The 21888-nt window shown below is 45.3% G+C and carries 20 protein-coding genes; 15 read left to right on the forward strand and 5 right to left on the reverse strand.

The annotated features are described in order from the left end of the window. The first annotated feature begins 24 nt into the window (after positions 1–24). The gene (locus tag O3A65_02135) at positions 25–1227 is read left to right on the forward strand and encodes a pyridoxal phosphate-dependent aminotransferase (protein ID MDA1331260.1); all 1203 of its coding nucleotides are present in this window, start codon (positions 25–27) and stop codon (positions 1225–1227) included. A gap of 28 nt (positions 1228–1255) precedes the next feature. Here the strand turns inward: O3A65_02135 and O3A65_02140 are convergent, their stop codons facing one another. Then, on the reverse strand, positions 1256–2863 hold the full coding sequence (locus O3A65_02140) for a peptide chain release factor 3 (GenBank protein ID MDA1331261.1): 1608 nt from the start codon (positions 2861–2863) through the stop codon (positions 1256–1258). A gap of 102 nt (positions 2864–2965) precedes the next feature. Continuing rightward, positions 2966–3811 carry an SDR family NAD(P)-dependent oxidoreductase gene (locus O3A65_02145; GenBank protein MDA1331262.1) on the reverse strand — a complete coding sequence of 282 codons (846 nt, stop codon included), beginning with the start codon at positions 3809–3811 and terminating at the stop codon, positions 2966–2968. A 76-nt stretch (positions 3812–3887) separates the two neighbouring features. On the opposite strand from O3A65_02145, the gene O3A65_02150 reads away from it, so the two are divergent. The 6 genes from O3A65_02150 to O3A65_02175 all read left to right on the forward strand — a co-directional run bounded on the left by O3A65_02150 (position 3888) and on the right by O3A65_02175 (position 9844). Beyond that, a complete protein-coding gene (locus O3A65_02150) occupies positions 3888–4955 on the forward strand; it encodes a phosphotransferase family protein (protein MDA1331263.1) in 1068 nt (355 codons plus the stop codon). A 372-nt stretch (positions 4956–5327) separates the two neighbouring features. Next, on the forward strand, positions 5328–6308 hold the full coding sequence (locus O3A65_02155) for an NADPH:quinone oxidoreductase family protein (GenBank protein ID MDA1331264.1): 981 nt from the start codon (positions 5328–5330) through the stop codon (positions 6306–6308). Between the two features lie 12 nt (positions 6309–6320). Further along, the gene (locus tag O3A65_02160; GenBank protein ID MDA1331265.1) at positions 6321–6869 is read left to right on the forward strand and encodes an FMN-binding protein; all 549 of its coding nucleotides are present in this window, start codon (positions 6321–6323) and stop codon (positions 6867–6869) included. Further along, entirely contained in the window at positions 6844–7683 is an 840-nt protein-coding gene (locus O3A65_02165; protein MDA1331266.1) for an FAD:protein FMN transferase, read from the forward strand. Before O3A65_02160 ends, O3A65_02165 begins: the two co-directional genes overlap by 26 nt. After that, positions 7670–8107, forward strand: coding sequence for a hypothetical protein (locus tag O3A65_02170; protein ID MDA1331267.1), 438 nt, complete (start codon positions 7670–7672; stop codon positions 8105–8107). Before O3A65_02165 ends, O3A65_02170 begins: the two co-directional genes overlap by 14 nt. A gap of 30 nt (positions 8108–8137) precedes the next feature. Beyond that, positions 8138–9844, forward strand: coding sequence for a dihydroxy-acid dehydratase (locus tag O3A65_02175; GenBank protein ID MDA1331268.1), 1707 nt, complete (start codon positions 8138–8140; stop codon positions 9842–9844). Between the two features lie 32 nt (positions 9845–9876). Here O3A65_02175 and O3A65_02180 read toward each other — a convergent pair whose 3' ends face one another. Both O3A65_02180 and O3A65_02185 read right to left on the reverse strand, forming a co-directional pair. After that, complete coding sequence (locus tag O3A65_02180; GenBank protein MDA1331269.1) at positions 9877–11175, reverse strand: ArgE/DapE family deacylase; 1299 nt, start codon at positions 11173–11175, stop codon at positions 9877–9879. 16 nt (positions 11176–11191) lie between these two features. Next, a complete protein-coding gene (locus tag O3A65_02185) occupies positions 11192–12904 on the reverse strand; it encodes a long-chain-fatty-acid--CoA ligase (GenBank protein MDA1331270.1) in 1713 nt (570 codons plus the stop codon). 76 nt (positions 12905–12980) lie between these two features. Here O3A65_02185 and O3A65_02190 point away from each other — a divergent pair, with 76 nt between their 5' ends. Both O3A65_02190 and O3A65_02195 read left to right on the forward strand, forming a co-directional pair. Beyond that, on the forward strand, positions 12981–13739 hold the full coding sequence (locus O3A65_02190) for an SDR family oxidoreductase (GenBank protein MDA1331271.1): 759 nt from the start codon (positions 12981–12983) through the stop codon (positions 13737–13739). 35 nt (positions 13740–13774) lie between these two features. Next, entirely contained in the window at positions 13775–15028 is a 1254-nt protein-coding gene (locus O3A65_02195; protein MDA1331272.1) for a D-amino acid dehydrogenase, read from the forward strand. An 81-nt stretch (positions 15029–15109) separates the two neighbouring features. Here O3A65_02195 and O3A65_02200 read toward each other — a convergent pair whose 3' ends face one another. Next, positions 15110–15712: a urate hydroxylase PuuD gene (locus O3A65_02200; GenBank protein MDA1331273.1), complete on the reverse strand. Its 603-nt coding sequence runs from the start codon at positions 15710–15712 to the stop codon at positions 15110–15112. Positions 15713–16222: 510 nt separating this feature from the next. On the opposite strand from O3A65_02200, the gene O3A65_02205 reads away from it, so the two are divergent. The 6 genes from O3A65_02205 to O3A65_02230 are packed head-to-tail and all read left to right on the forward strand — an operon-like array spanning position 16223 to position 21867. Continuing rightward, positions 16223–17014, forward strand: a complete 792-nt coding sequence (locus O3A65_02205; GenBank protein ID MDA1331274.1) for an enoyl-CoA hydratase-related protein — start codon at positions 16223–16225, stop codon at positions 17012–17014. A 23-nt stretch (positions 17015–17037) separates the two neighbouring features. Further along, on the forward strand, positions 17038–17925 hold the full coding sequence (locus tag O3A65_02210; protein MDA1331275.1) for a haloalkane dehalogenase: 888 nt from the start codon (positions 17038–17040) through the stop codon (positions 17923–17925). A gap of 30 nt (positions 17926–17955) precedes the next feature. Then, positions 17956–19626: an amidohydrolase family protein gene (locus tag O3A65_02215; protein ID MDA1331276.1), complete on the forward strand. Its 1671-nt coding sequence runs from the start codon at positions 17956–17958 to the stop codon at positions 19624–19626. 25 nt (positions 19627–19651) lie between these two features. Continuing rightward, a complete protein-coding gene (locus O3A65_02220; protein ID MDA1331277.1) occupies positions 19652–19999 on the forward strand; it encodes a hypothetical protein in 348 nt (115 codons plus the stop codon). Beyond that, positions 20000–21100: an alpha/beta hydrolase-fold protein gene (locus tag O3A65_02225; GenBank protein ID MDA1331278.1), complete on the forward strand. Its 1101-nt coding sequence runs from the start codon at positions 20000–20002 to the stop codon at positions 21098–21100. It begins immediately after the preceding gene. Positions 21101–21105: 5 nt separating this feature from the next. Further along, positions 21106–21867 carry a Sir2 family NAD-dependent protein deacetylase gene (locus tag O3A65_02230; GenBank protein ID MDA1331279.1) on the forward strand — a complete coding sequence of 254 codons (762 nt, stop codon included), beginning with the start codon at positions 21106–21108 and terminating at the stop codon, positions 21865–21867. Positions 21868–21888 lie beyond the last annotated feature (21 nt).

A 21888-nucleotide genomic window follows, 5' to 3' on the forward strand; every position in this document is an offset into this window, starting at 1 on the left:
GTCCAAGTTATTTAGGAAAATATAATGCCGGTAATCTCACAACGCTCGAGTCAATTAGGGACAGAGAATGCATTTGTTGTTTTGGCTGAGGTAGGTGATCTTCAAAGGCAAGGCAAGGACATTGTATCTTTTTGTATCGGAATGCCTGATTTCCCAACACCACAGAATGTCCAAGATGCAGGCATTAGAGCTATTCAAGGTGGCAAGCATGGCTATACGCCATCTGCAGGTATCCCAGAAATAAGGCAGGCGGTTGCACAATATCTCAATAACACACGTGGGTTGGATTATCAGGCTGACGATGTTGTAGTTGCTGCAGGTGCTAAGCCATTCATCATGTATTCAATACTTGCAACCACCGATTATGGTCAGGAGCATGAGGTCATTTATCCTAATCCGGGGTTTCCGATATACGAATCTCAAATAAAGGTGAATGGATCGATACCAGTTCCTTTGCATTTGCGGGAATCAAGAGGTTTTAATTTTGATCCAGCAGAATTAGAAGCAAGAATAAACGATAAGACCCGTTTGCTGATTCTTAATTCTCCTCAAAACCCAACTGGGGGTATTATTTCTAGGGCTGAGTTAGCAGTTATTGCTGATATACTTGATAAATATCCGAACGTATGGGTATTCTCGGACGAGATTTATTCGCAATTATGCTTTGAAGAGTCATTTACCTCAATCGCGAGTTTTCCCAACATGACGGAGCGAACTATTGTAGCTGATGGGTGCTCGAAGACTTGGGCAATGACAGGTTGGAGACTAGGGTTCGCAGCGAATAAAGTGCTTGCACCAACCTTCACAAAATGGGTTACCAACACTGAGTCATGCGCCTCACATATCACGCAATGGGCTGGAGTCGAGGCGCTCAACGGTGACCAGTCTGGGGCGGCGATGATGCGCTCAAAGTTTCTCGAGCGCCGTGATTTGATCGTTGGCCTCTTGAATAAGGTTCCGGGCGTTACTTGTCTTATTCCAGGTGGTGCGTTCTATGTGTGGCCAAATGTGACTGAGGCCTGCGATATGATAGGCGTCAAAAATTCTCAAGAGTTGAGGCAACGACTGCTTCATGAGGCAGGGGTAGCTGTGTTGGCAGATATTCATTTTGGCCGACGGGTGCCCGATGATGGGCAGCACATCAGATTCAGCTATGCTGCTTCTAACGAGAATATTATTGAAGGTGTCGCGCGATTAGATGCCTTTGTTCGAAAGAATATGCGGTAATCTAAATAACTAGATCGAACCGTGTTGATTACGCCGCAAATTTTTGTGCGTGTTCGCGTACGTTATGGAACTCAATATCAGGCCATCGTTCCATAGTTAAATCTAGGTTGGGTTTAGATGTGGCTAAAAATGCCAAACTTCCAGACGCATCGTGTGCCAAGTTTCCAGCCAGTTTTTTTTCAAACTCGATCAGTTTCTTTTTGTTTGATGAGGTGATCCAGCGGGCCCCATAGAAACTAAGGGACCGAGTACTTGCATCAACGCCATATTCAGCTTTTAGGCGATGTGCGACGACTTCAAACTGTAACAGCCCGACTGCGCCTAAGATCATTTCATTGCCGATGACGGGTTTGAAAACCTGTATGGCACCCTCTTCGCCAAGTTGTTGTAACCCTTTTTGAAGTTGTTTACTTTTAAGTGGATCCTTGAGATTCACGCCTTGAAATAATTCGGGAGCGAAGTATGGAATGCCTGTGAAGGATAATGACTCTCCGACGGTAAAGGTGTCTCCAATATCAATGCTCCCGTGATTGAGAAGGCCGATGATGTCTCCAGGCCAAGCATCTTCAATAGTTTCGCGTCTCTGAGATAAGAAGCTTACGACTTGACCCGCTCGGATTTCTTTGCCGCTCCTGACGTGCAGTAATTTCATGCCTCTTGAGAAACGTCCCGAGCAAACTCTCAGAAATGCAATTCGATCACGATGCTGTGGGTCCATATTGGCTTGTATCTTGAACACAAAGGCTGAAAAATTGTTTTCCTCAGGCGCAACAGAGCGTTCAATGGCGAGGCGCGCACGAGGCGAGGGCGCATCTTCAACTAAGGCTTCAAGGGCTTTGATGACGCCAAAATTATTCATGGCAGACCCAAAAAATACGGGCGTGAGCTCGCCTTCAAGAAAATATTCCCTGTCAAAATGTCTGCCATCTTCTTGTAAGAGACTGATTTCATCTTGAGTCTCGGCGACTTCAGCCGAGAATCGAGCATCGACCATATTTTTGTCCAATCCCTTTAGGGCTGAGATGTTTCTTTGATCTGGGTTATTCGGATCGAAGAGTAGTGTTTCTTGTCTTGCTAAATCGTAAATTCCGGCAAGTCTTTTCCCCATTCCGATTGGCCAGGTAATCGGTGCACAATGAATATTGAGCACCGATTCAATCTCGTCGATAATTTCTAAGGGATGCCTGCCTTCGCGATCAAGTTTATTCACAAAAGTGATGATGGGGGTGTTTCTTTGTCGACAGACTTCTAAAAGTTTTATGGTTTGTGATTCGACACCCTTCGTACAGTCGATAACCATCAATGCTGCATCGACTGCGGTTAATACTCGATAGGTATCTTCCGAAAAATCTCTATGGCCCGGTGTGTCCAACAAATTAATCACGCAATCGCGGTATTCAAATTGCATAACCGAGCTTGCGACTGAAATGCCTCGTTCTTTTTCGATGGCCATCCAGTCCGAGGTTGCATATTTATTAGATTTTCTTGCTTTAACCGTTCCTGCAGCTTGTATCGCACCACCAAAGAGCAATAACTTTTCCGTTAGCGTTGTTTTTCCAGCATCAGGGTGAGAAATGATTGCGAAGGTCCTACGTCTCTTAGCCTCCGTTTGGACTTCGTTTTTTGTCTGTTCCACAGGTTTGTTGTGCGTACTCAATCAGTGTGTTTAATATTCGTATTAGGATGCGCATTCTAACGCTCATGCATTATTCATGCTACGCATTCTAGAATTGGGTGTTTAGCGTTTTGAGGTATCTACAGGTAAGCGGTCTAGTAAAATGTCTTGATAACGCATTTCAATCGCAGGCTTCATTTTGGCGTGGGGGAGTATGTAAAAGTGTTTATCTTGGATTGCTGCGAGGACATGATCTGCGACTTGTTCGGCGCTTATTTTGCCGGACTCAACCGCTTTTTTAAGATTTTTTTCCATATCTACTTCAAACGCAGATTTTTCGCGTTTGTCTTGGAGTTGTTCTGGTCGATTACGTTCTGAATCGGCGATGCGTGTAGGAACGTAGGCAGGGCATAAAACGGAACAATGCACGTGTTCTGCCACGCTCGTTAAGTCGTGATGCAGGCATTCGCTCATTGTGACGACGGCATGTTTTGTCGCGCAATAGAGCCCCATGCCGTTAAATGACATCAATCCCGCGACTGAGGCTGTATTAACAATGTGCCCCTCTTCTTTTTGATTGAGTAAAATGGGAGTGAATACACGGATGCCGTGGATGACGCCCCAAACGTTGGGACCGAAGGCCCATTCCCAATCCTTCGTTGAATGCTCCCAGATGAGCCCGCTGAGAGAGACTCCAGCATTATTACACACCACATTTACAGATCCAAAGTGTTCTAGAGTGCAATGTGCGAGATTTTCTACGTCTTCAGCAAGTGATACGTCGCATGACACGCCTAGTGCACTAACGCCAAGAGTTTCAAGATCTGAAACGGCTGCGTTTAGTCGTTCTGTTTCAATATCTGCAAGGACGATTCTCATGCCTTCTCGTCCAAAACGTTTTGCCATGGCAAGCCCAAGGCCACTGGCCCCACCAGTAATGACCGCTACTTTGTTTTTAAGGTTTCTCATGTTTTGCTCCGGCTTTTTTTTCTAAGTCTAGTATGCCATGACCATGAGATAATAAGTTGTAAGGAGATATTTAAAAATGCATGAACAATTTATCGGTACTCGGCCCGTTGATCCCAAGCGACAATTTAATCTCGATCGCTTAGGAGAATATTTAAGCGCATGTATTGATGGATTCCAAGGGCCTATTGAGCTTGAACAATTTAGTGGTGGGCAATCTAACCCAACTTTTCTTCTTAAGGCCTCAAGCGGTAAGTATGTGTTACGTCGAAAGCCTTCTGGAAAGTTATTGCCATCAGCCCATGCGGTTGACAGAGAGTATCGTGTCATGAGTGCTCTGTATCCTACTGACGTGCCTGTCGCAAAAACGCATTGTCTGTGTGAGGACGAAACGGTCATTGGGACTGCTTTTTATGTGATGGACTTTGTGCAAGGTCGTGTTCTTTGGGATGGTCTACTACCGGATTTGGATCGAGACGAGAGATCGAGTATTTACGACGAGATGAATCGCGTGATCGCGGTGCTACATACTATTGATCAATCTACGGTGGGTCTCGAGTCTTTTGGTCGACCAGGAAATTTCGTTGAGCGACAAATCAGTCGATGGATTAAACAATACCGCGCTTCAGAAACGGAAGAGATTGAACCGATGGAGAACCTCATTCAGTGGTTGCCTGATAACGTACCCCAAAGTGAGGAAATCTCTATCACGCATGGTGACTATCGATTGGACAATGTGATCTTTCATCCTACTGAAGCCAAAGTCTTAGCGGTATTGGACTGGGAGCTATCAACGTTAGGTCATCCTGTGGCGGATCTCGCGTATCACTGCATGTACTGGAGACTGACCCCGGGTGAGTTTCGCGGTATTGCTGGTGTAGACCATGAGCAAACCGGGATTCCTCACGAGGAGCAGTACGTTGAACGTTATTGCCAGCGCACTGGAAGGACTTCAATTGAAAATTGGGATTTCTATATTGCCTACAACATGTTTCGATTAGCCGGTATTCTTCAAGGAATTATGGGGCGCGTTAAGGATGGGACTGCTGCTAATGCGCATGCGCTAGAACAGGGTAAACGAGCTCGACCCATGGCGGAGGCGGGTTGGAGGCAGGTTGAGAAAATCCTAAGAAAACCCGTTTCATAAGGCTTGATCTAGGGAGTTGAATCCAAGATTCTTAGTCCCCTTGCATTTGGCGCAACTCTAAACGATAATCATTCTCATTAATATTGCGATTTGGGGAAGTGGATACATGTACTTATGTGTGTGTAGAGCCGTCCGGGAATCTGAGGTTGATTACGCTATTGACCAAGGGTGCAGGACTTTTAAGGACATCTCGGACAAAACGGGGTGCTCTAAGGAATGTGGTCAGTGCACACTGGCCGTGAAGGGTTATATTGATCAACGCTTTGAGTCTTTCCTCGAGGATATACGCTCCATTTAGTGGATTAGATCTCTCATCGAGCGTGCCATGACTGCCTTAAAACGTTTAAATCTTCACAAAATAAGGACCACAGTATGCGAGCAGTACTATGCAAAGAGTTAGGAATGCCTGATGGTTTGGTCTTGGAGGAAGTGCCAGGCTTAGTGCCAGGTATAGGGCAGGTTGTGATAGCGGTTCAGGCTTGTGGGGTAAATTTCCCAGACACGCTCATTATCCAAGGAAAATATCAATTTAAGCCGGATCTGCCATTTTCTCCAGGTGGAGAGGTCGCGGGAGTAGTCAAGCAAGTGGGTCCCGATGTGGACACTCTGAAGGTTGGGGATCGAGTCATTGCATTTTCAACATGGGGAGGCTTTGCTGAGGAGTTGGTTGTCGAGCAAACCCGTACCGTTATGATTGCTGACAAAATGGATTTTGAAAGAGCGTCCGCTTTCGTTTTGACGTATGGCACGAGTTATCACGCGTTGAAGGATCGTGCTCAATTGCAAGCCGGTGAAACTCTACTGGTTCTTGGCGCCTCTGGAGGTGTTGGTATAGCTGCGATTCAATTAGGCAAAGTCCTAGGTGCAACGGTGATCGCTGCGGCATCAAATGCCGACAAATTGTCTGTTTGCAGGCAAAGCGGTGCAGATCACTTAATTAATTATGCGCAAAGTGATTTGCGTCAGTCTGTTAAAGACATCACGCAAGGTCGCGGTGTTGATGTGGTTTACGATCCGGTGGGTGGCTCATTTTCGGAGAAAGCGCTCCGAGATATGAGTTGGGGTGGTCGATTTTTAGTGGTTGGTTTCGCTGCAGGTGAGATTCCAAAAGTGCCGCTTAATTTGCCATTACTCAAAGGATGTTCTGTTGTTGGTGTTTTTTGGGGAGAGTTTACTAAGCGTCAGCCAGATTTGAATAAAAAGAACAACCAAGAATTAATGGATTTATTCGAGCAAGGAAAAATATCTCCGTACATTCACAAAGTTTATCCGCTAGAGCGGGCGGGTGAGGCGCTTAACGAACTTATGCAAAAGCGCGTTATTGGCAAAGTGGTGCTCTCAACCAGTCGTTAGTGTTCGTACAAAATGAATAACGATTGGTTCAAACTTATTGGTATTCCCATTGCGACTGTAGTGGTATCTGGGCATGTCTATGCGGCGGAATATTTAAGCGTAGAACAGGCGCAAAAGTTGATGTTTGGCAATTCAGCTGTGTTTAAAAAATCAGATGTTGATCTAAACAGTAATGCAAAAAAAGCAATTAAAAATGCCTCTGGTGTAGTCGTTGATAGAGATGTTTTGCCCGCTTGGAAGGTATTTTATGGTGGTAATTTATCTGGTTACTTTATTGTGGATGAGGTTATTGGAAAGCATGAATACATCACTTATGCTGTGGCCCTAAGTGCTCAGGGTGAATTGAGGCAAATTGAGATTTTGGCATACCGTGAGAGTTATGGTTATGAGGTGCGAAATCCCCGTTGGCGTGAGCAATTTGTGGGACATAAACCTGGATCAAATCTTGACCTCGGGGAGGAAATTAAAAATATTTCTGGAGCAACCATGTCCTGCCGGCATATTACAGAAGGGGTGAATCGGGTGTTGGCCACTTATGATCTCTACCTCAAAAATCAGTAAACGAGCGCGGCCGCTTCTTGGCACCATCGTTGAGATTGGAGTTCAAGACCTTCCTGAAGAAATAGCGCAACAACTCATTTCTGATGCATTTGCTCAGATTGAACGCATTCAGTGCTCGATGAGTCGATTTGATGATCGCAGTGAGGTGACTAAAGTCAATGGTCTCAGCGTTAACGCTCAACTGGTGGTTTCCTCAGATTTGTGGGCGGTGCTCGACTTGGCCCAAGACATTTCAAGACGCAGCGAAGGTGTATTCAGCATCTGTAGAGACGGTGAGCCCAAGGGTGATTTGTTGCGTCTTTTGGATGATGGTAGAGTGCTTCGCTTGAGGGCTGGATTAATTGATCTAGGTGGAATTGCCAAAGGTTATGCAGTGGATAAGGCGATTGAATGTTTGAAGGGGCGGGCTGCTGAATCGGCTTATGTGAATGCCGGCGGTGATATCAGGACATTCGGTTCGCCATACCCAATTCTCGTTCGACATCCGTTAAGACCTCATGAGTCGGTGGCATCGTTGGATTTGGTTAATGCCGCGTTTGCAACAAGTGCTGCGTACCAACAGCATGCTGCATATAATCAGTCGGGCATAATAGTTGACCCTAGAAGCAAAAAATCTGTTCCGGCAGGTACTTCGGCATCAGTGATGGCATCGACTTGTGTGGTGGCCGATGCACTTACAAAATGTATGCTGATGATGAGAGAGGAGAGTGAGTTGTTACTCAGTCAATTTAATGCTCGTGGTTTTTTGGTGCAAGGGGAGCGCGTAACGAGCTATTCAAAAACGATGGACGTGATGCCAAATGTTGCGCATTAAGTTAGGTCGTTATCACACATGGTTTCTTTATACCGTGGGTGGCATCCTCACGCTGTCGGGTGCATTGTGGCTTTATTTGCATTACTTCATACGTATTGAAGGCGAGTTTGGGCCGATACATCATCCGATGGAGCACGACTTGCTGTCGATTCATGGCATAGTTGCAGCACTCATGATGATTGGATTTGGTAGCGTACTCCCTGGGCATGTCTCACGAGCATGGTCTATGCGTCGAAATTTGTGGACAGGTATTTTTATGTTCACCACTATGACTGTCCTAAGTGTGTCTGGGTATTTTCTGTATTATTTGGGTAATGAAAGCAGTCGAGAAGTGACAGCGATCATTCATTGGGTGATCGGTTTGACGCTGCCAATTTTGGCTGTTGTTCACATTCAAAGAGGGCTCAAATCTCGTAGGAAGTAGTAATCGATATTTATTAATGGTACAGAATTCATGGAAGATTCAAAAAATATGAGTCAAGGGATCACAAGGAATTTAACGAATTATGGTGATCCAGGATTTGCCGCATATCTGCGTCGTTCATTTGCTAGATCTATGGGGTATTCCCTGGATAGTTTAAGTCGACCTATTATTGGAATAGCTACATCACCCAGTGGTTTTAATAATTGTCATCGCTCGATGCCGGATCTGGTTGAAGCAGTTAAAAGAGGTGTTTTGAAGCGTGGAGGCCTGCCTATAGAATTCCCAACAATCTCGCTGGGTGAAGTATTCCTGTCGCCTACCAGTATGATGTTTAGAAACTTGATGTCAATGGACGTTGAAGAGATGTTGAAGGCGCAACCTATTGATGCATGCGTTGTCATCGGCGGTTGCGACAAAACAGTTCCTGCTCAGCTCATGGGTATTGCTTCAGCAAACATTCCTTCCATACAACTGGTGACTGGGCCAATGTTAGCCATGCCCTTTGAGGGTGAGCAGTTGGGCGCGTGTACTGACTGCCGCCGGTTTTGGGGTAAATACCGTGCTGGTGAGGTTTCTGACGCCAAGATTAATGAAATTGAGGGTAAGTTGGCAACCACAGCCGGCAGTTGTGCTGTTATGGGTACAGCGAGCACTATGGCTTGCATTACCGAGGTTCTTGGGATGAGTTTGCCTGGAAGTGCAGCCATACCGGCCGTTCATGCTGATCGACTCCGTTTGGCCGAGGCTTGTGGTGAGCGTGCTATGGAAATGGCGGTTTCTGGGGCGCCGTTGCCTCACGAAATTATCACACCTAAATCGGTGGAAAATGCGCTGAGAGTTTTGCTTGCAATAAGTGGTTCAACAAATGCAGTGGTCCACTTAGCTGCGATTGCTGGTAGACGTGGAATTGATCTACCGCTAGAGCATATCAATCGTATTTCCGATGAGACGCCAGTGCTGGTTAATTTAAAACCAACGGGCGAACATTATATGCAAGATTTATTTGCGGCTGGTGGGCTCACTGCAGTCTTACACGAATTAAAACACCAATTGCATCTCGATTGCTTGACTGTGACGGGTGAGACACTTGGTCAATGGTTGGCGGAAACCCCGAAATGGATCGACCGGAACGTAGTACGTACTTTTGACGATCCATATCAAAAAGAGGGTGGATTAATCGCACTGTTTGGTACGCTCGCCCCAACAGGTGCGATACTCAAGCGAGCGGCTGCTGATTCGAATCTTTTTGAGCGTACGGGAAGAGCGGTAGTGTTCGATTCATTGGAAGATTTAAGTAAGCGCATTGATTCTGAAGATTTAGAAGTAACAGAGGACGACTTTTTAGTGCTAAAAAATGCTGGGCCGAAAAGTGAGTCGTGTATGCCTGAGGCTGGGTATTTACCAATCCCAAAAAAACTGGCAGCAAGAGGTATAAAGGATATGGTGCGTATCTCGGATGCACGAATGAGTGGGACTGCCTTTGGGACGGTAGTGCTGCACGTGTCTCCTGATGCTGCCTCCGGTGGGAATCTGGCATTTGTGCAAACGGGTGATACCATCAGATTATCAGTAAAAGAGAAAAAATTAGATTTACTGGTATCTGAGAAAGAATTAGATCGTCGGAAGAAAGACTGGACGATGCGTACGGCTCCACCTAGGGGTTATGCTCAGCTCTACTATAAAACGGTCACTCAGGCGCCACTCGGATGCGATTTTGATTTTTTGCGACTCAAATGATGGATATTGAGCGCTAACATACTCTTTTAGTATTAGCTCTTCTCAATGCCGCACCATTGTGTCATGAAGTGACACAGGACTCGACTGACATCAAGCGTGCTTTGGATCGAGACCGATTCGTCAATTCCGTGAATATTTAATGCTTCTGGTCCATAGCATGTTGAGGGAATGTGCCCATACAATTGAAATGTTCGCACATCAGTCGTTGCGGCACTGGCAAATAATTCTGCCCGCCGGCCTAAATGAGTTTCGTGAGTATAATTTAATAGGTTAATAAGTTCGCTACTGGTGTCGACAATACAGCCAGGTGATTGGAAGCCGCGATACGTTATCACGTGATTAATATTTTTCAAGTTGGGGTCGCTGTCAATCGTCGCGTTTAAATGATTCTCGATTAACTGCCGTACATCTTTTGGCGATTGCTCAGGAAAGAAGCCGCATCGAATGTCCATTGCACATCGCGTCGGTACCGATGAGGCCCATTCACCACCTGAAATTTTTCCAAGGTTGAATTTGACAGGAGCTGCTACATGTTTAAATGCTGAATGCGAGTGGTTCTTATCGTTCCACAGGTATGCTAAATCTTTCAAATGTTTCCAAATGCTGAACGCCGCCTCAATAGCATTGTTTCCCGTTGTGTCGTGGAGTACGTGCGCGGGCTTTCCAGTAACTTCTATTTGTAACCACATGACCCCCATCTGGGCCGACATGATTGTTTCGTTAAAGGGCTCAGGAATAATTGCAGCATCGCTCTTATAACCACGATGTAGGCAAGCAAGTGCTCCATTGCCCGTACATTCTTCTTCGACTACGGATTGCAAAAAAACATCGCTAGCAGGTTGATAACCAAGCTTTTGGAGCGTTTTAAAAGCGTAAATGTAGGCGCCGATACCGGCTTTCATATCTCCCGCGCCACGTCCATATATTCGGCCGTCTTTAACGGTGGGATTGAAGGGGGGGGACGACCATAAATCATCGGCGCCTACAGGAACTACATCAATATGGCCATTAAGTATTAGTGATTTACCAGTTTTAGATTTAGCCCGATGGATGCCAACAATATTGTCATGTCTATCCCATTCTCCGACAGAGGGTGAGTACCCTTCGACATTTTTGAGCGCATCGTGATTGATGCTAAAACGATCAATATCAAGACCTAAGCATACAAAAGTCTCCTCCATAAAATTTTGAGCGCTATCCTCATGCCCAAGGAGACTCGGATGTTTAATTAGGTCGCAAATGAAAGAAGTGATTTCATCACGTTGTTCCTCATATACAGAGTTGATATCTTGAGTCAATCCTTGATCTTGAGTTTTATCTAAATTTTTCATTTGTTTATTTAATCATTTACGACTGTTGTTGCCATTCGGCTTCTTGTAATAGGCGCCACTGAATCTTTCCCGAAGCTGATCGAGGTAATTCACTGACAAACTCAACAACCCTAGGAATCTTATAGGAGGCCATGTGTTCTCGTGACCAATCGATGATTTCTTTTTCGGATGCGCTATTTTCATAAGCCCCTTTGAGTACAATCATTGCTTTAACTGTTTCTCCCCTTCGGGCATCTGGCGATGAAATGATCGCTAATTCTTTGATTGCTGGGTGCTTGTATAGTGCGGCTTCCACTTCTGCTGGCCAGATTTTATAGCCCGAGGAATTAATCATGCGTTTGATGCGGTCAGAGATATAGAAAAATCCATCCTCATCGTACCAACCAAGGTCGCCAGTTCTGAAAAATCGATCCCCATTAATGTGAATGAAACTCTCTTTGTTAGCGTCTTCTCGTCCCCAATAACCAAGCATTATTTGTGGGCCAGAAGAGACGATTTCACCTTTTTCATTGGGGCCCAGCTCACGCAAGGTTTCTGGGTCAATGATTGTGGCCATTGTGTCAAACGTGGGTATACCCAGACATTGCTTGCGCAAATCTTGTGGGGGGTTCATGTGCGTTTGTGAGATCGTCTCAGTCATCCCGTACGCTTCCATGTATCTGATACCGCACCGGTCGAATAGTTCTTGTGCGACTGCTTCCGGCATGGATGAGCCGCCACCAAAAATATTCTGTAGTGAGCTCAGATCACGCGTTTCAACCGTGGAGTCAGCTAGCAAATCGACCACCATGGTAGGCACATTGGCCCAATGTGTACAGCCGTGTTTCTCAATTAATTCTCCGGCAATTTTGGGGTCCCATCTGGGTAAAATAACAAGCGAGCCAGATGCGGCGACTCCCGCATTCATGCTATGCTGCATCCCAGTGACGTGAAATAGTGGTGTTGTAGTAAGTAGAACAGAGGTTGAGGTGATGCCTTCCCATAGCACTGCACCCGCTATGTTCCTCATTATGGTTTCATGCGTATGCATACATCCTTTCGGCCGTCCTGTTGTTCCGGATGTATACAAAATTGCAGCGAGGTCACTGAGGTTAATTTCAGCGTTTTTAAGATTTACGTTTCCTCGCTGGGTGCTGGACCAATCTACCACTTGAGCTATTTTGAACGCTATTTTTTCTTCAGCAATGCTTGTCGGGATTTCACCTATAAAATCTTTTGAGATGTAGTCAGAGTAGGTTGCGACGATGAGTCGATCTATAACATTTTTATCAAGCACATCCTTAAATTCTTTGACAACGTCTTGACTCACGATGGCTGTCCGAGTCCCCGAGTCTGTGCAGTAGTGGTTAATTTCGTCTGAGACATTCATTGGGCTGATTGGAACTACGAGGGCTCCCAGCGCCAAAATTGCGTAATAGCCAATAACAAATTGAGGTGACGATTGTAAGTCGAGAATAACTCGATCTCCTTTTTTTACATAACACTCGTCGCGCAAGTAGCTTGCGAGCGATTCAGTTTGTTTCAGAAGATCTCGATAGGATATCGTGGTACCGTAAAAAATAATCGCTGACTTTTCTGGGAACCGATCGGCAGATACGACTAGGTTTTGGAATATGGTTTTTATTGGAGGCTCAAGTTTTCGAGGTAAGTGAGTTGGCCAGTTTTTGAAGTGTCTGCCTTGGAACATGGGTTTTTTGAATATGTGAACTTTAGTTAATGTCTTAAACAAAAACTATACCTAAATATCTGGATCGTTGTTGACTGTATACTCACGCTTTAAACAATAGGTAAGCAGAGGGAAAGTTATGTTGGATCAACCATTGAAAGGTAAGATCGCCGTTGTCACTGGAGCCAGTCGAGGGCTTGGCCGAGCTATGGCCATCAGTCTTGCAGATGCGGGTGCGTCAATTGCCTGCGTTGGAAGGAATGAAGAGAAGCTATTAGAGACGAAGGCGCTTTTAGACAAGATTGGCGTAGAGTCAGATACGTTTGTTTGTGATGTTCGTTATGAAGATCAGGTAAGCGATTTAGAAAAACAAGTCAGTAAGCGATTTGGGGCCATTCATATCTTAGTTAATAATGCTGGAACAGCAATCCGTAAAAACCTCATCGAGTTTTCTTTGGAGGAATGGAACACGGTTCTAGACACTAATTTGACGGGCGTGTTTCTGTGCTCGAGAGCTTTCGTCCCTCATATGAAAATTCATAAATGGGGTCGAGTCATTAACATCACCTCTATCATGGCCAATGTGGGTAGCATTGGGCGGGCTGCCTATTGCGCGTCCAAACATGGAGTCCTAGCAATTACTAAATCAATGGCTTTAGAACACGCTGATGATGGTATTAATGTCGTGGCAATCAGCCCAGGGTTTTATGCGACAGACTTGACTGCGCCATTGAGGTCTGATGTGTCTAAAAGTGATGAGCTATTATCAAATGTACCTGCCCGCCGTTGGGGGGATCCTAAGGAGATTGGTGAGATCGCTCGATTTTTATGTACCGATGCAGCCTCGTTTATCACAGGTACTGATATTTTGTCCGATGGTGGCTGGGTTGCGCGGTAACAGTCTAACGGTTGACATGAGGAAATACGAATAATATGAAGACACTAGTCGTTGGGGCAGGCGTCGTAGGAATGACTACAGCGTGGTTTCTTGCTAAGCGTGGTCATCAGGTAGAAGTGATTGATCGGGATTCTGGTTCTGGGCTAGGTGCTAGTTACGCCAATGGCGGGCAGATCTCTGTCAGTCAAGCCGAACCCTGGTCTAATCCTGGCGCACCACTTAAAGTTCTTAAATGGTTAGGACGCGAGGATGCGCCGCTTCTATTTCGTATGCGGGCGGACTTCAAACAGTGGTCTTGGGGTCTCAAATTTTTGTTTGAATGTTTACCCAGCAAAACACGGCAGAACATGCTTAATATTTTGAGGTTGGGTATCTATAGTCGCGAATGTTTGCAAGAGCTTCGACAAAGCGAGGATCTTGAGTATCATCAAGTCACAAAGGGTATTTTGCAAATTCACACCGACGAGTCTGAGTTTGCAGCTGCTAATTTGGGCTTGGCGTCCCTGCTTGAACATGGTTTGGACATGTCTGTATGTGCAGCCGATGAACTGATTCGGATCGAGCCTGCGTTGCGGCAATCGACCTTGCCTATTGTAGGAGCAACCTATGCCGCCGATGATGAGTCGGGAGATGCTCATGTTTTTACTCGACAACTCGAAGAGGCATGCAAGCGTCGGTATGATGTGACGTTCTCTTACGATACCGAAGCCGTTGGTTTTATAGGCTCGAACGATTCAATTGGCGGCATCCGTACCCTTAATAAGGAAGGCGAGGTAACAGTCAAGGTGGCTGATGCTTACGTGATCGCTACTGGCAGTGTCACGGATGCTTTATTGCGCCCAATAGGACTTCGCGTTCCTATATTTCCTGTTAAGGGTTATTCTCTGACAGTTCCAGTGATTGATCCGCATTTGGCTCCACAGGTATGCATCACAGACGCAAATGGAAAAGTTGCAATGTCGCGGCTTGGCAACTTTTTAAGATTGGCAGGTACGGCCGAGCTGAATGGCTATGATGTTTCGATTAATGAAGCGCGGTGCGCGGGGATTGCAAATCGAGTCAAGAAATTGTTCCCTCAAGGGATGGACTACGAAAATGCGAAAAAGTGGGCTGGGTTGAGGCCCATGACCCCCTCAAGTGTGCCATTAATAGGGCCTACAAAATTTAGTAACTTATTCATCAATGCCGGGCATGGGACGCTTGGCTGGACATTGTCTTGCGGTTCGGGGGCTGCAATTGCAGATATAGTTAGTGGAATAAAACCAGATATTAATTTTTCATTTCTTTGAATTCAGATTCAATGAATTAAATTGGATAAAAAAAAGCCCACATACATGTGGGCTTTTTTTAGAACGTTTTATCATAGGCTATTACCAGACTAAAGCACCACCTCCATTTTGTTGTGCAACCATCATATACAGCATCGGAATTGAGAGCATTGTGTTGAATCTCGACCCCATCATCGCTATTTTCGCAGCAGCAGCCTTTTGGGCTGCTTCAACAGTTACAATCCCAAGTGCCTTCTGTTGGTTAGGCCAGATAATGAACCAAACATTAGCCGCCATAACGAGAGCCATCCACATGCCAATTCCGATGGCTAGATATCCCTCACCAAATGACAGGGCAGTTGTTAAGTAGCCATGTCCTTGAGCTAGTAATACGCCAGTAACTACAGTCGCGAGAGCGGCATATCGGAACCAAAAAAGTGCGGCTGGTGCAATGACTTTACCGATCGCTGGCTTTTGTTCATCGGGGATCTTTGGCATCGAAGGTATCTGCACAAAGTTGAAGTACCACAATATGCCTATCCACATTATGCCTGCGAGCACATGCAACCAACGAACGATAAATATTCCCCAAGCGTGTGACATACTGCTCGCGTCCCCCATGCTCGATACGATGAGTAGCAGAGCTACCAAAATCACTACGCCGGCAAGGACAGTCTTTCCTAGCGATTGAAATATTGCATTCATAAATATCTCCCTGTGTTTGGAATCCACTTTTAGTTTAGTGTTCACTTGCTAGAGTGGTGAACTACACCACAATCTAGCTAGCTAAAGTATACCGTAGATGTAAACACAATCAAAGAAACATGACTGGACGGCAATGCCCGCCCCAGATCGCTTGCTGGTTGTCTCGGGCGCTGTAGGATCTACTCTTGATTAGCTTGTTACCGGATTCTCAAACGTGTGACTTACCTTTGATTTTTTGAAGTGCTTAATTCAATCTGTCCAATTCTTGATTTGAGACTTTAACAAATGAAGGGCAGAGTTGTGCTTCGCCAGTACGTCCGAGGAAAACAAGCGGCTCTTTCATTCGATGTTTTTAAACGTAGGCAAAAATTTTTTCCTCATGTGCAAACGTCAGCGGTTCTTATAAAGTAAAGTATCAGTATTTATCGTAAAAGTATGGCAGTAAACAAAAATATATACTGATATTGTAATTAGAAAACTCGAAATAAAAATAATATATAGGAGGTAGAGGTGGAATTTGAAACGATGCTATTTAAAGTGGAGGATAACATTGCAAGAATTACGATCAATCGCCAGAATTCATTTAATGCCATCAATGGCCAGGCAAGCAAAGATCTTCACGACATTGTCAATTTGATGGCGAGTAATAAAGATGTACGTGCAGTAGTGATTACGGGCAGTGGAGATAAAGCTTTTTGTGCTGGTGGCGACATTACTGAATTCCATACGAACAAGCATCGTCTAGAAGCTTTAGTACGCGAAATGACAGGATATCTCCATATTGCTATTTCGCGTTTGGCCTGGTTAGATGCTCCGGTTATTGCGGCCGTGAATGGTACGGCCGCTGGAGCTGGATTGAGTCTTTCCGCATGTTGTGACTTAGTCATAGCATCTGATACGGCAAAGTTTACTAGTGCTTACACGCGTATTGGCCTCACACCAGATGGAAGTTCTACCTACTTTTTGTCGCGAATTATTGGACGTCGTCGAGCGCTCGAGTTATATCTAACGAATCGAATACTAACAGCCCAAGAGGCGCTTGATTGGGGGCTCGTAAATCGCATTGTGCCGGCTGCTGATCTGCAAAAAGAAGTGGATCAATTGGCTCGAGATCTTGCTGCAGGCCCTACATTGGCGCACGGCGGTGTAAAAAGACTGGTGCTTATGTCGCCTAACGACACGCTCGAATCACAAATGGAGCGAGAAACTCGGGAAATCGCACGGATGGTTGGTACTGAGGATGCTCAGAACGGGATTGCTGCGTTCATAAGTAAACAAAAACCGATATTCGAAGGGCGATAACTAATAACTAAGGGAGAGATCTTATGCTTAGCGATAAGCCCTTTGCATCAAAGAAGTTGCTTCAAATCAATGGGAAGAAGATGGCCTATATCGATGTGGGCGAAGGGGATTCGATTGTTTTTCAGCATGGAAATCCGACGTCATCATATCTATGGCGCAATATCATGCCTCATTGTGAGGGGTTGGGGCGATTGATCGCATGTGATCTAATCGGTATGGGGGATTCAGACAAACTAACAGATTCCAATGTGAGTCGTTACTCATACGTCGAGCAAAGAGACTACCTGTTCGCGGCTTGGGAGCAATTAGACTTAGGAGATCGAATTATTTTTGTCATTCATGATTGGGGTTCAGCTTTATCTTTTGAGTGGGCTTCAAAGCACGATCATCGAGTGCAAGGTATTGTTTATATGGAGGCGATAGTTGACGCGCTGACTTGGGATGATTGGCCAGAAAATGCGCGGAAGGTATTTAAAGCGTTCCGGTCTCCTGCTGGGGAAGAAATGATTTTAGATAAAAATATTTTTGTAGAGCGCGTACTTCCTGGATCCGTCTTGCGAACATTGAGTGAGCGCGAGATGGCTGAATATCGGAGGCCTTTTCAAAATCCTGGCGAGGAGAGGAGGCCAACTTTGTCGTGGCCAAGACAGATTCCCATACAGGGCGAGCCTGTTGATGTGGTAAATGTCGTTAGGGATTATTCGCGGTGGCTAGGGGCTTCCCAAGTCCCCAAACTCTTCATTAATGCGGAGCCTGGGTCTATTTTAGTTGGGCGACAAAGAGACTTGTGTCGTCAGTGGTCGAATCAAAGTGAGGTGACGGTATCTGGGTTACATTTTTTGCAAGAAGACAGTCCTGACGAGATAGGTGCGCACATTGCGAGCTTCGTACAACGTCTTCGTCCTGACTAAATAAGCGGTCCAATTTACAGTCCTTCTGAGATGTACGATCTTTTAGTTAAGAATGGAAATATTGTAGACGGGACTGGACGTCCAGCCTATCGCGCAGATGTAGGTGTCAGCGCCGGCATTATCGTTGATGTTGGAGAATTAAACACCGCAGGCAAGCAAGTGATCGACGCAGACGGTCTCATTGTATCGCCTGGGTTTATTGATCCACATACTCATTATGATGCTCAGATTTGTTGGGATACATTGCTTACGCCGTCTTCTTGGCATGGCGTAACTTCGGTTGTTTTGGGTAATTGTGGTGTCGGTATCGCTCCGTGTCACTCAGATGCGCGTGAGGTCGCGATGCGTGACCTCGAAAATGTTGAAGCAATCCCATTCGAGGTCTTAGAAAAAGGGATCACTTGGGATTGGGAGTCATTTCCAGAGTTTATGGATTTTGCCCAGAGACAAAAAATTGGTGTGAACACCGCATTTTTGGCGCCGTTAAGTCCATTCAGGCACTTTGTGATGGGTCAAGAATCTATAGAAAGAGCTGCGGATGAGGTTGAAATGTGTGAGATAGCCCGTCTACTCGGAGAGGCATTGGACCACGGAGCTTTTGGATTCTCCAGCACGATACTGAATCAACATATGGGTTTCGGTGGAAAACCTTTAGCGTGTCGTAATGCCAATCGTGAGGAATTAAAGTTGTATGCGAACACATTAAAAAAACGTAATAAAGGTGCGATTGAAATTGCGTTGACCCGTCAGCTTGGAGTGCTAGAAGAGGATCAGTGTGACCTTCTTGATATGTTGCTTGATGAGAGCGGTAGGCCGGTTACTTTTATTGCAATGTTTGATCGAGACGATATTTCAGAGGCAGTTCGAGAAAGTCTTCGGCGCGCTAAACCAATGATTGAAAAAGGTGCTAGACCGCAGACATCGCCCTTGCCGATCACGCGAGAGATGGGTATGCGTAATCCCTTCTCATTCGCGTCTTTCCCCTCGTGGAAGCGTGTTTTCGAAAATAAATCTAAGGAAGCTCAGAAACTCATTTACTCTGATCAAGAATTCAGAAAGCAGTTTAGAGAGGATTTAAAGAATCCAACGGGATTTGCTGACTGGCAACGAATTACTTTGCATCAGGCACGCAACGAGGTACTTGCCCCATTTATTGATTTATCCGTTTCGGATATTGCACATGCTCAGGGCAAAGATCCAGTAGATACGTTCCTTGATATTGCAGTTGCCGATGATTTGGCGTGCGAATTTACGATTCAATCATTTAATACCCGAATTGATCGTGTGGCAGAGCTGCTTAACGACCCTTCGATACTGATTGGGTTAGGCGATGGCGGGGCACATGTTGATATGTTGTGTGATTCGGGATATCCAACGTATCTGCTCGGGACCTGGGTTCGCGATAGAGGTGTATTGTCTCTAGAGGAGGGAGTAAGACGTCTGACCTCTGATCCAGCAGATTTTTTTGGGATTAAGGATCGCGGACGTCTTCGCAGAGGTTATGCGGCAGATATTACGATATTCGATGCCGCAGAGATTGGATCTTCAGATCGACCTGAGCGCCGGTATGACTTGCCTGGCGGCGCGAAACGTATGGTTATGCCTTCGCGAGGTATTAAATATACGATTGTTAATGGCATTCTTGCTTGGAAGGATGGTTTCGAGCAATCAGCAAATAACGGCATGCTTTTGAAGTCTTAAGTAGATTTCAAGAGAAGGTAATTTTATGTTGATGAATTTAAGACGATTGATGTTAATCCTAGGCATTTACGTATCTGGCATCGTACCGACAAGTGCAGCCAAAATACAAAAACGGCTCATAGCATTACAGGGAGTTCGCGAGTGGTCAGTCAGCTCTGACGAGAATATGAAAAACAAGTTTTCTGGATTTGTGCTTTGTATTCATGACGCATTTAATGAGCTGTTTTTTTGTACACAAAGCGGTATGACGCGGTTTGACTTAGAAAATACAGCGCGGGCGTGGTCTAATGCGTACAGTCAGTTGCGTCAACTATTAAACGTGGATGTTATCAGACAATCGTTGTCTGAAGCTTATAAGAGTGGTGAACGTTAAATGTCCTTGAGAAAAAAAAGTCATCCGAAGGGTGGGTTAGTGCGGCTGGAGCATATCTCCAAGGTGCTGAAGAATAACCCCCTGAAGGATCCTTACCGGCGAGATATTTTAGTCTGGCTACCACCGGATTATGCTTCTAATACGACACAGCGATATCCGGTTTTTTATGATTTAGCTGGTTTCACGGGATCAGGCCTTGCGCGACTCAATTGGAAGCCTTTTGGTGAAAATATGGCTGAGCGATTAGAGCGTTTATATCACGAGAAAAAGATCGGCCCGGTGATCGTGGTATTCCCAGATTGTTTTACGTCGCTTGGTGGTAATCAATATATTAATTCCTCCGCGTTAGGCCGTTATGATGACTATTTAAACCTAGAGATTGTTCCTTTTGTCGATGGTATGTTTCGTACTAAGTCATCAGCCAAACATCGCGCCTGTTTTGGAAAATCATCTGGTGGTTATGGGGCCATGGTTCAAGGCATGAATCACCCTGATGTTTGGGGTGCTATTGCTAACCTGTCTGGTGATGCTTATTTTGATTGCATTTATCGCCGGGATTGGCCAAATACATTGGATGCGTTAGCAAAATATCGTATTGCTAGTTACCTACCTAAAGAGGGTTCAAATATTGAGAAAGGAAGGCGGGAGCTTGTTAAGCATGGGATGGACGATGGGAGAATTAAACGTTTTTTGGAAGCAATTTGGTCAAAAGAAAAAATATCGTCTTCTGAGGGGCATTGTTTGATGAACCTTTGTATGGCAGCCACATATGATCCTGATCCAAAAGCGCCACTTGGTTTTAGGGTGCCATTTAATATGGACACAGGAGAGTTAATTGAGGCGCGTTGGAAGCGTTGGTTGGCTCATGATCCTATTAATTTGGTAAAACGTTTTGGGAGTCATTTGAAGAAGCTAAAAGGAATTTGGATAGAGTGTGGGACGAGGGATCAATACTTTATCCATTATGGATCGCGTATTTTGTCAGAACGATTACATAATCTCGGTGTTAAGCATGTTTACGAAGAATTTGATGATAACCATTCAGATCTTGATTATCGACTCAATAGAAGCTTGCCGTTCCTTTTTAAGGCGATCAGTTAGTATCGATGGGCTCCGCAAAGTCAGATATCCACAGAGCCAAGGCTATGGTTCAGTCTGCTTCAGCAGTTGTGATTTTGACAGGGGCTGGAGTTTCGACTGGTTCAGGAGTCCCTGATTTCAGAGGGCCTCAGGGTGTGTGGACGAAAAATCCTCTTGCTGAAAAGATGTCGGATATTCGATATTACATGGTAGACCAGGACGTCAGGCGTTTAGCGTGGCAGTCTCGCTTAACGCATCCTGCGTTAAGGGCTATACCGAATGACGCACATAATTCTATTGCTGCATTTGAGAAAACAGGAAAATTACTGACCTTAATTACCCAAAATATTGATGGGCTACATCAAGCCGCTGGAAATGACATGAATAAAATCATAGAGATACATGGCACGATTCATCGTGTGGTGTGCATGTCATGCCAAAAAAAAACGAATATGCTGGATGAGCTTGAGCGGGTTAAAGGAGGTGAGCTTGATCCCAGTTGTTTGCATTGTTCGGGTATTTTGAAAAGCGACACGATTTCTTTTGGACAATCTTTGGACGCGATCAAAATTGATGCGGCATTTGATTTTGTCAAAAAAAGTGATCTCTTGTTATGTGTCGGTACGACTCTGCAAGTTTACCCGATCGCGAGTGTTGTGGATGTCGCGAAAGCTGCTCATGTTGATGTATTGATAGTCAATAACCAGCCAACGCAGTACGACAATGCGGCAGATGGGTTTTTGCGAGGTCCAATTGAAGAGGTATTGCCTGTCCTTCTCGGATCTTGATTGCCATAATCAAATTTTGTC

This window comes from Pseudomonadota bacterium, from assembly GCA_027624715.1.
In the GTDB taxonomy this organism is placed as follows: Bacteria; Pseudomonadota; Gammaproteobacteria; order Burkholderiales; family Eutrophovitaceae; genus Eutrophovita.

Excerpts from the sequence above, each read along its gene's own strand:
- O3A65_02230 (MDA1331279.1), top strand. The coding sequence starts at position 21,106 with ATGGGCTCCGCAAAGTCAGATATCCACAGAGCCAAGGCTATGGTTCAG.
- O3A65_02215 (MDA1331276.1), top strand. The coding sequence starts at position 17,956 with ATGTACGATCTTTTAGTTAAGAATGGAAATATTGTAGACGGGACTGGA.
- O3A65_02225 (MDA1331278.1), top strand. The coding sequence starts at position 20,000 with ATGTCCTTGAGAAAAAAAAGTCATCCGAAGGGTGGGTTAGTGCGGCTG.
- O3A65_02150 (MDA1331263.1), top strand. The coding sequence starts at position 3,888 with ATGCATGAACAATTTATCGGTACTCGGCCCGTTGATCCCAAGCGACAA.
- O3A65_02175 (MDA1331268.1), top strand. The coding sequence starts at position 8,138 with ATGGAAGATTCAAAAAATATGAGTCAAGGGATCACAAGGAATTTAACG.
- O3A65_02155 (MDA1331264.1), top strand. The coding sequence starts at position 5,328 with ATGCGAGCAGTACTATGCAAAGAGTTAGGAATGCCTGATGGTTTGGTC.
- O3A65_02195 (MDA1331272.1), top strand. The coding sequence starts at position 13,775 with ATGAAGACACTAGTCGTTGGGGCAGGCGTCGTAGGAATGACTACAGCG.
- O3A65_02160 (MDA1331265.1), top strand. The coding sequence starts at position 6,321 with ATGAATAACGATTGGTTCAAACTTATTGGTATTCCCATTGCGACTGTA.
- O3A65_02220 (MDA1331277.1), top strand. The coding sequence starts at position 19,652 with ATGTTGATGAATTTAAGACGATTGATGTTAATCCTAGGCATTTACGTA.
- O3A65_02145 (MDA1331262.1), bottom strand. The coding sequence starts at position 3,811 with ATGAGAAACCTTAAAAACAAAGTAGCGGTCATTACTGGTGGGGCCAGT.
- O3A65_02180 (MDA1331269.1), bottom strand. The coding sequence starts at position 11,175 with ATGAAAAATTTAGATAAAACTCAAGATCAAGGATTGACTCAAGATATC.
- O3A65_02135 (MDA1331260.1), top strand. The coding sequence starts at position 25 with ATGCCGGTAATCTCACAACGCTCGAGTCAATTAGGGACAGAGAATGCA.
- O3A65_02170 (MDA1331267.1), top strand. The coding sequence starts at position 7,670 with ATGTTGCGCATTAAGTTAGGTCGTTATCACACATGGTTTCTTTATACC.
- O3A65_02165 (MDA1331266.1), top strand. The coding sequence starts at position 6,844 with ATGATCTCTACCTCAAAAATCAGTAAACGAGCGCGGCCGCTTCTTGGC.
- O3A65_02190 (MDA1331271.1), top strand. The coding sequence starts at position 12,981 with ATGTTGGATCAACCATTGAAAGGTAAGATCGCCGTTGTCACTGGAGCC.
- O3A65_02200 (MDA1331273.1), bottom strand. The coding sequence starts at position 15,712 with ATGAATGCAATATTTCAATCGCTAGGAAAGACTGTCCTTGCCGGCGTA.
- O3A65_02210 (MDA1331275.1), top strand. The coding sequence starts at position 17,038 with ATGCTTAGCGATAAGCCCTTTGCATCAAAGAAGTTGCTTCAAATCAAT.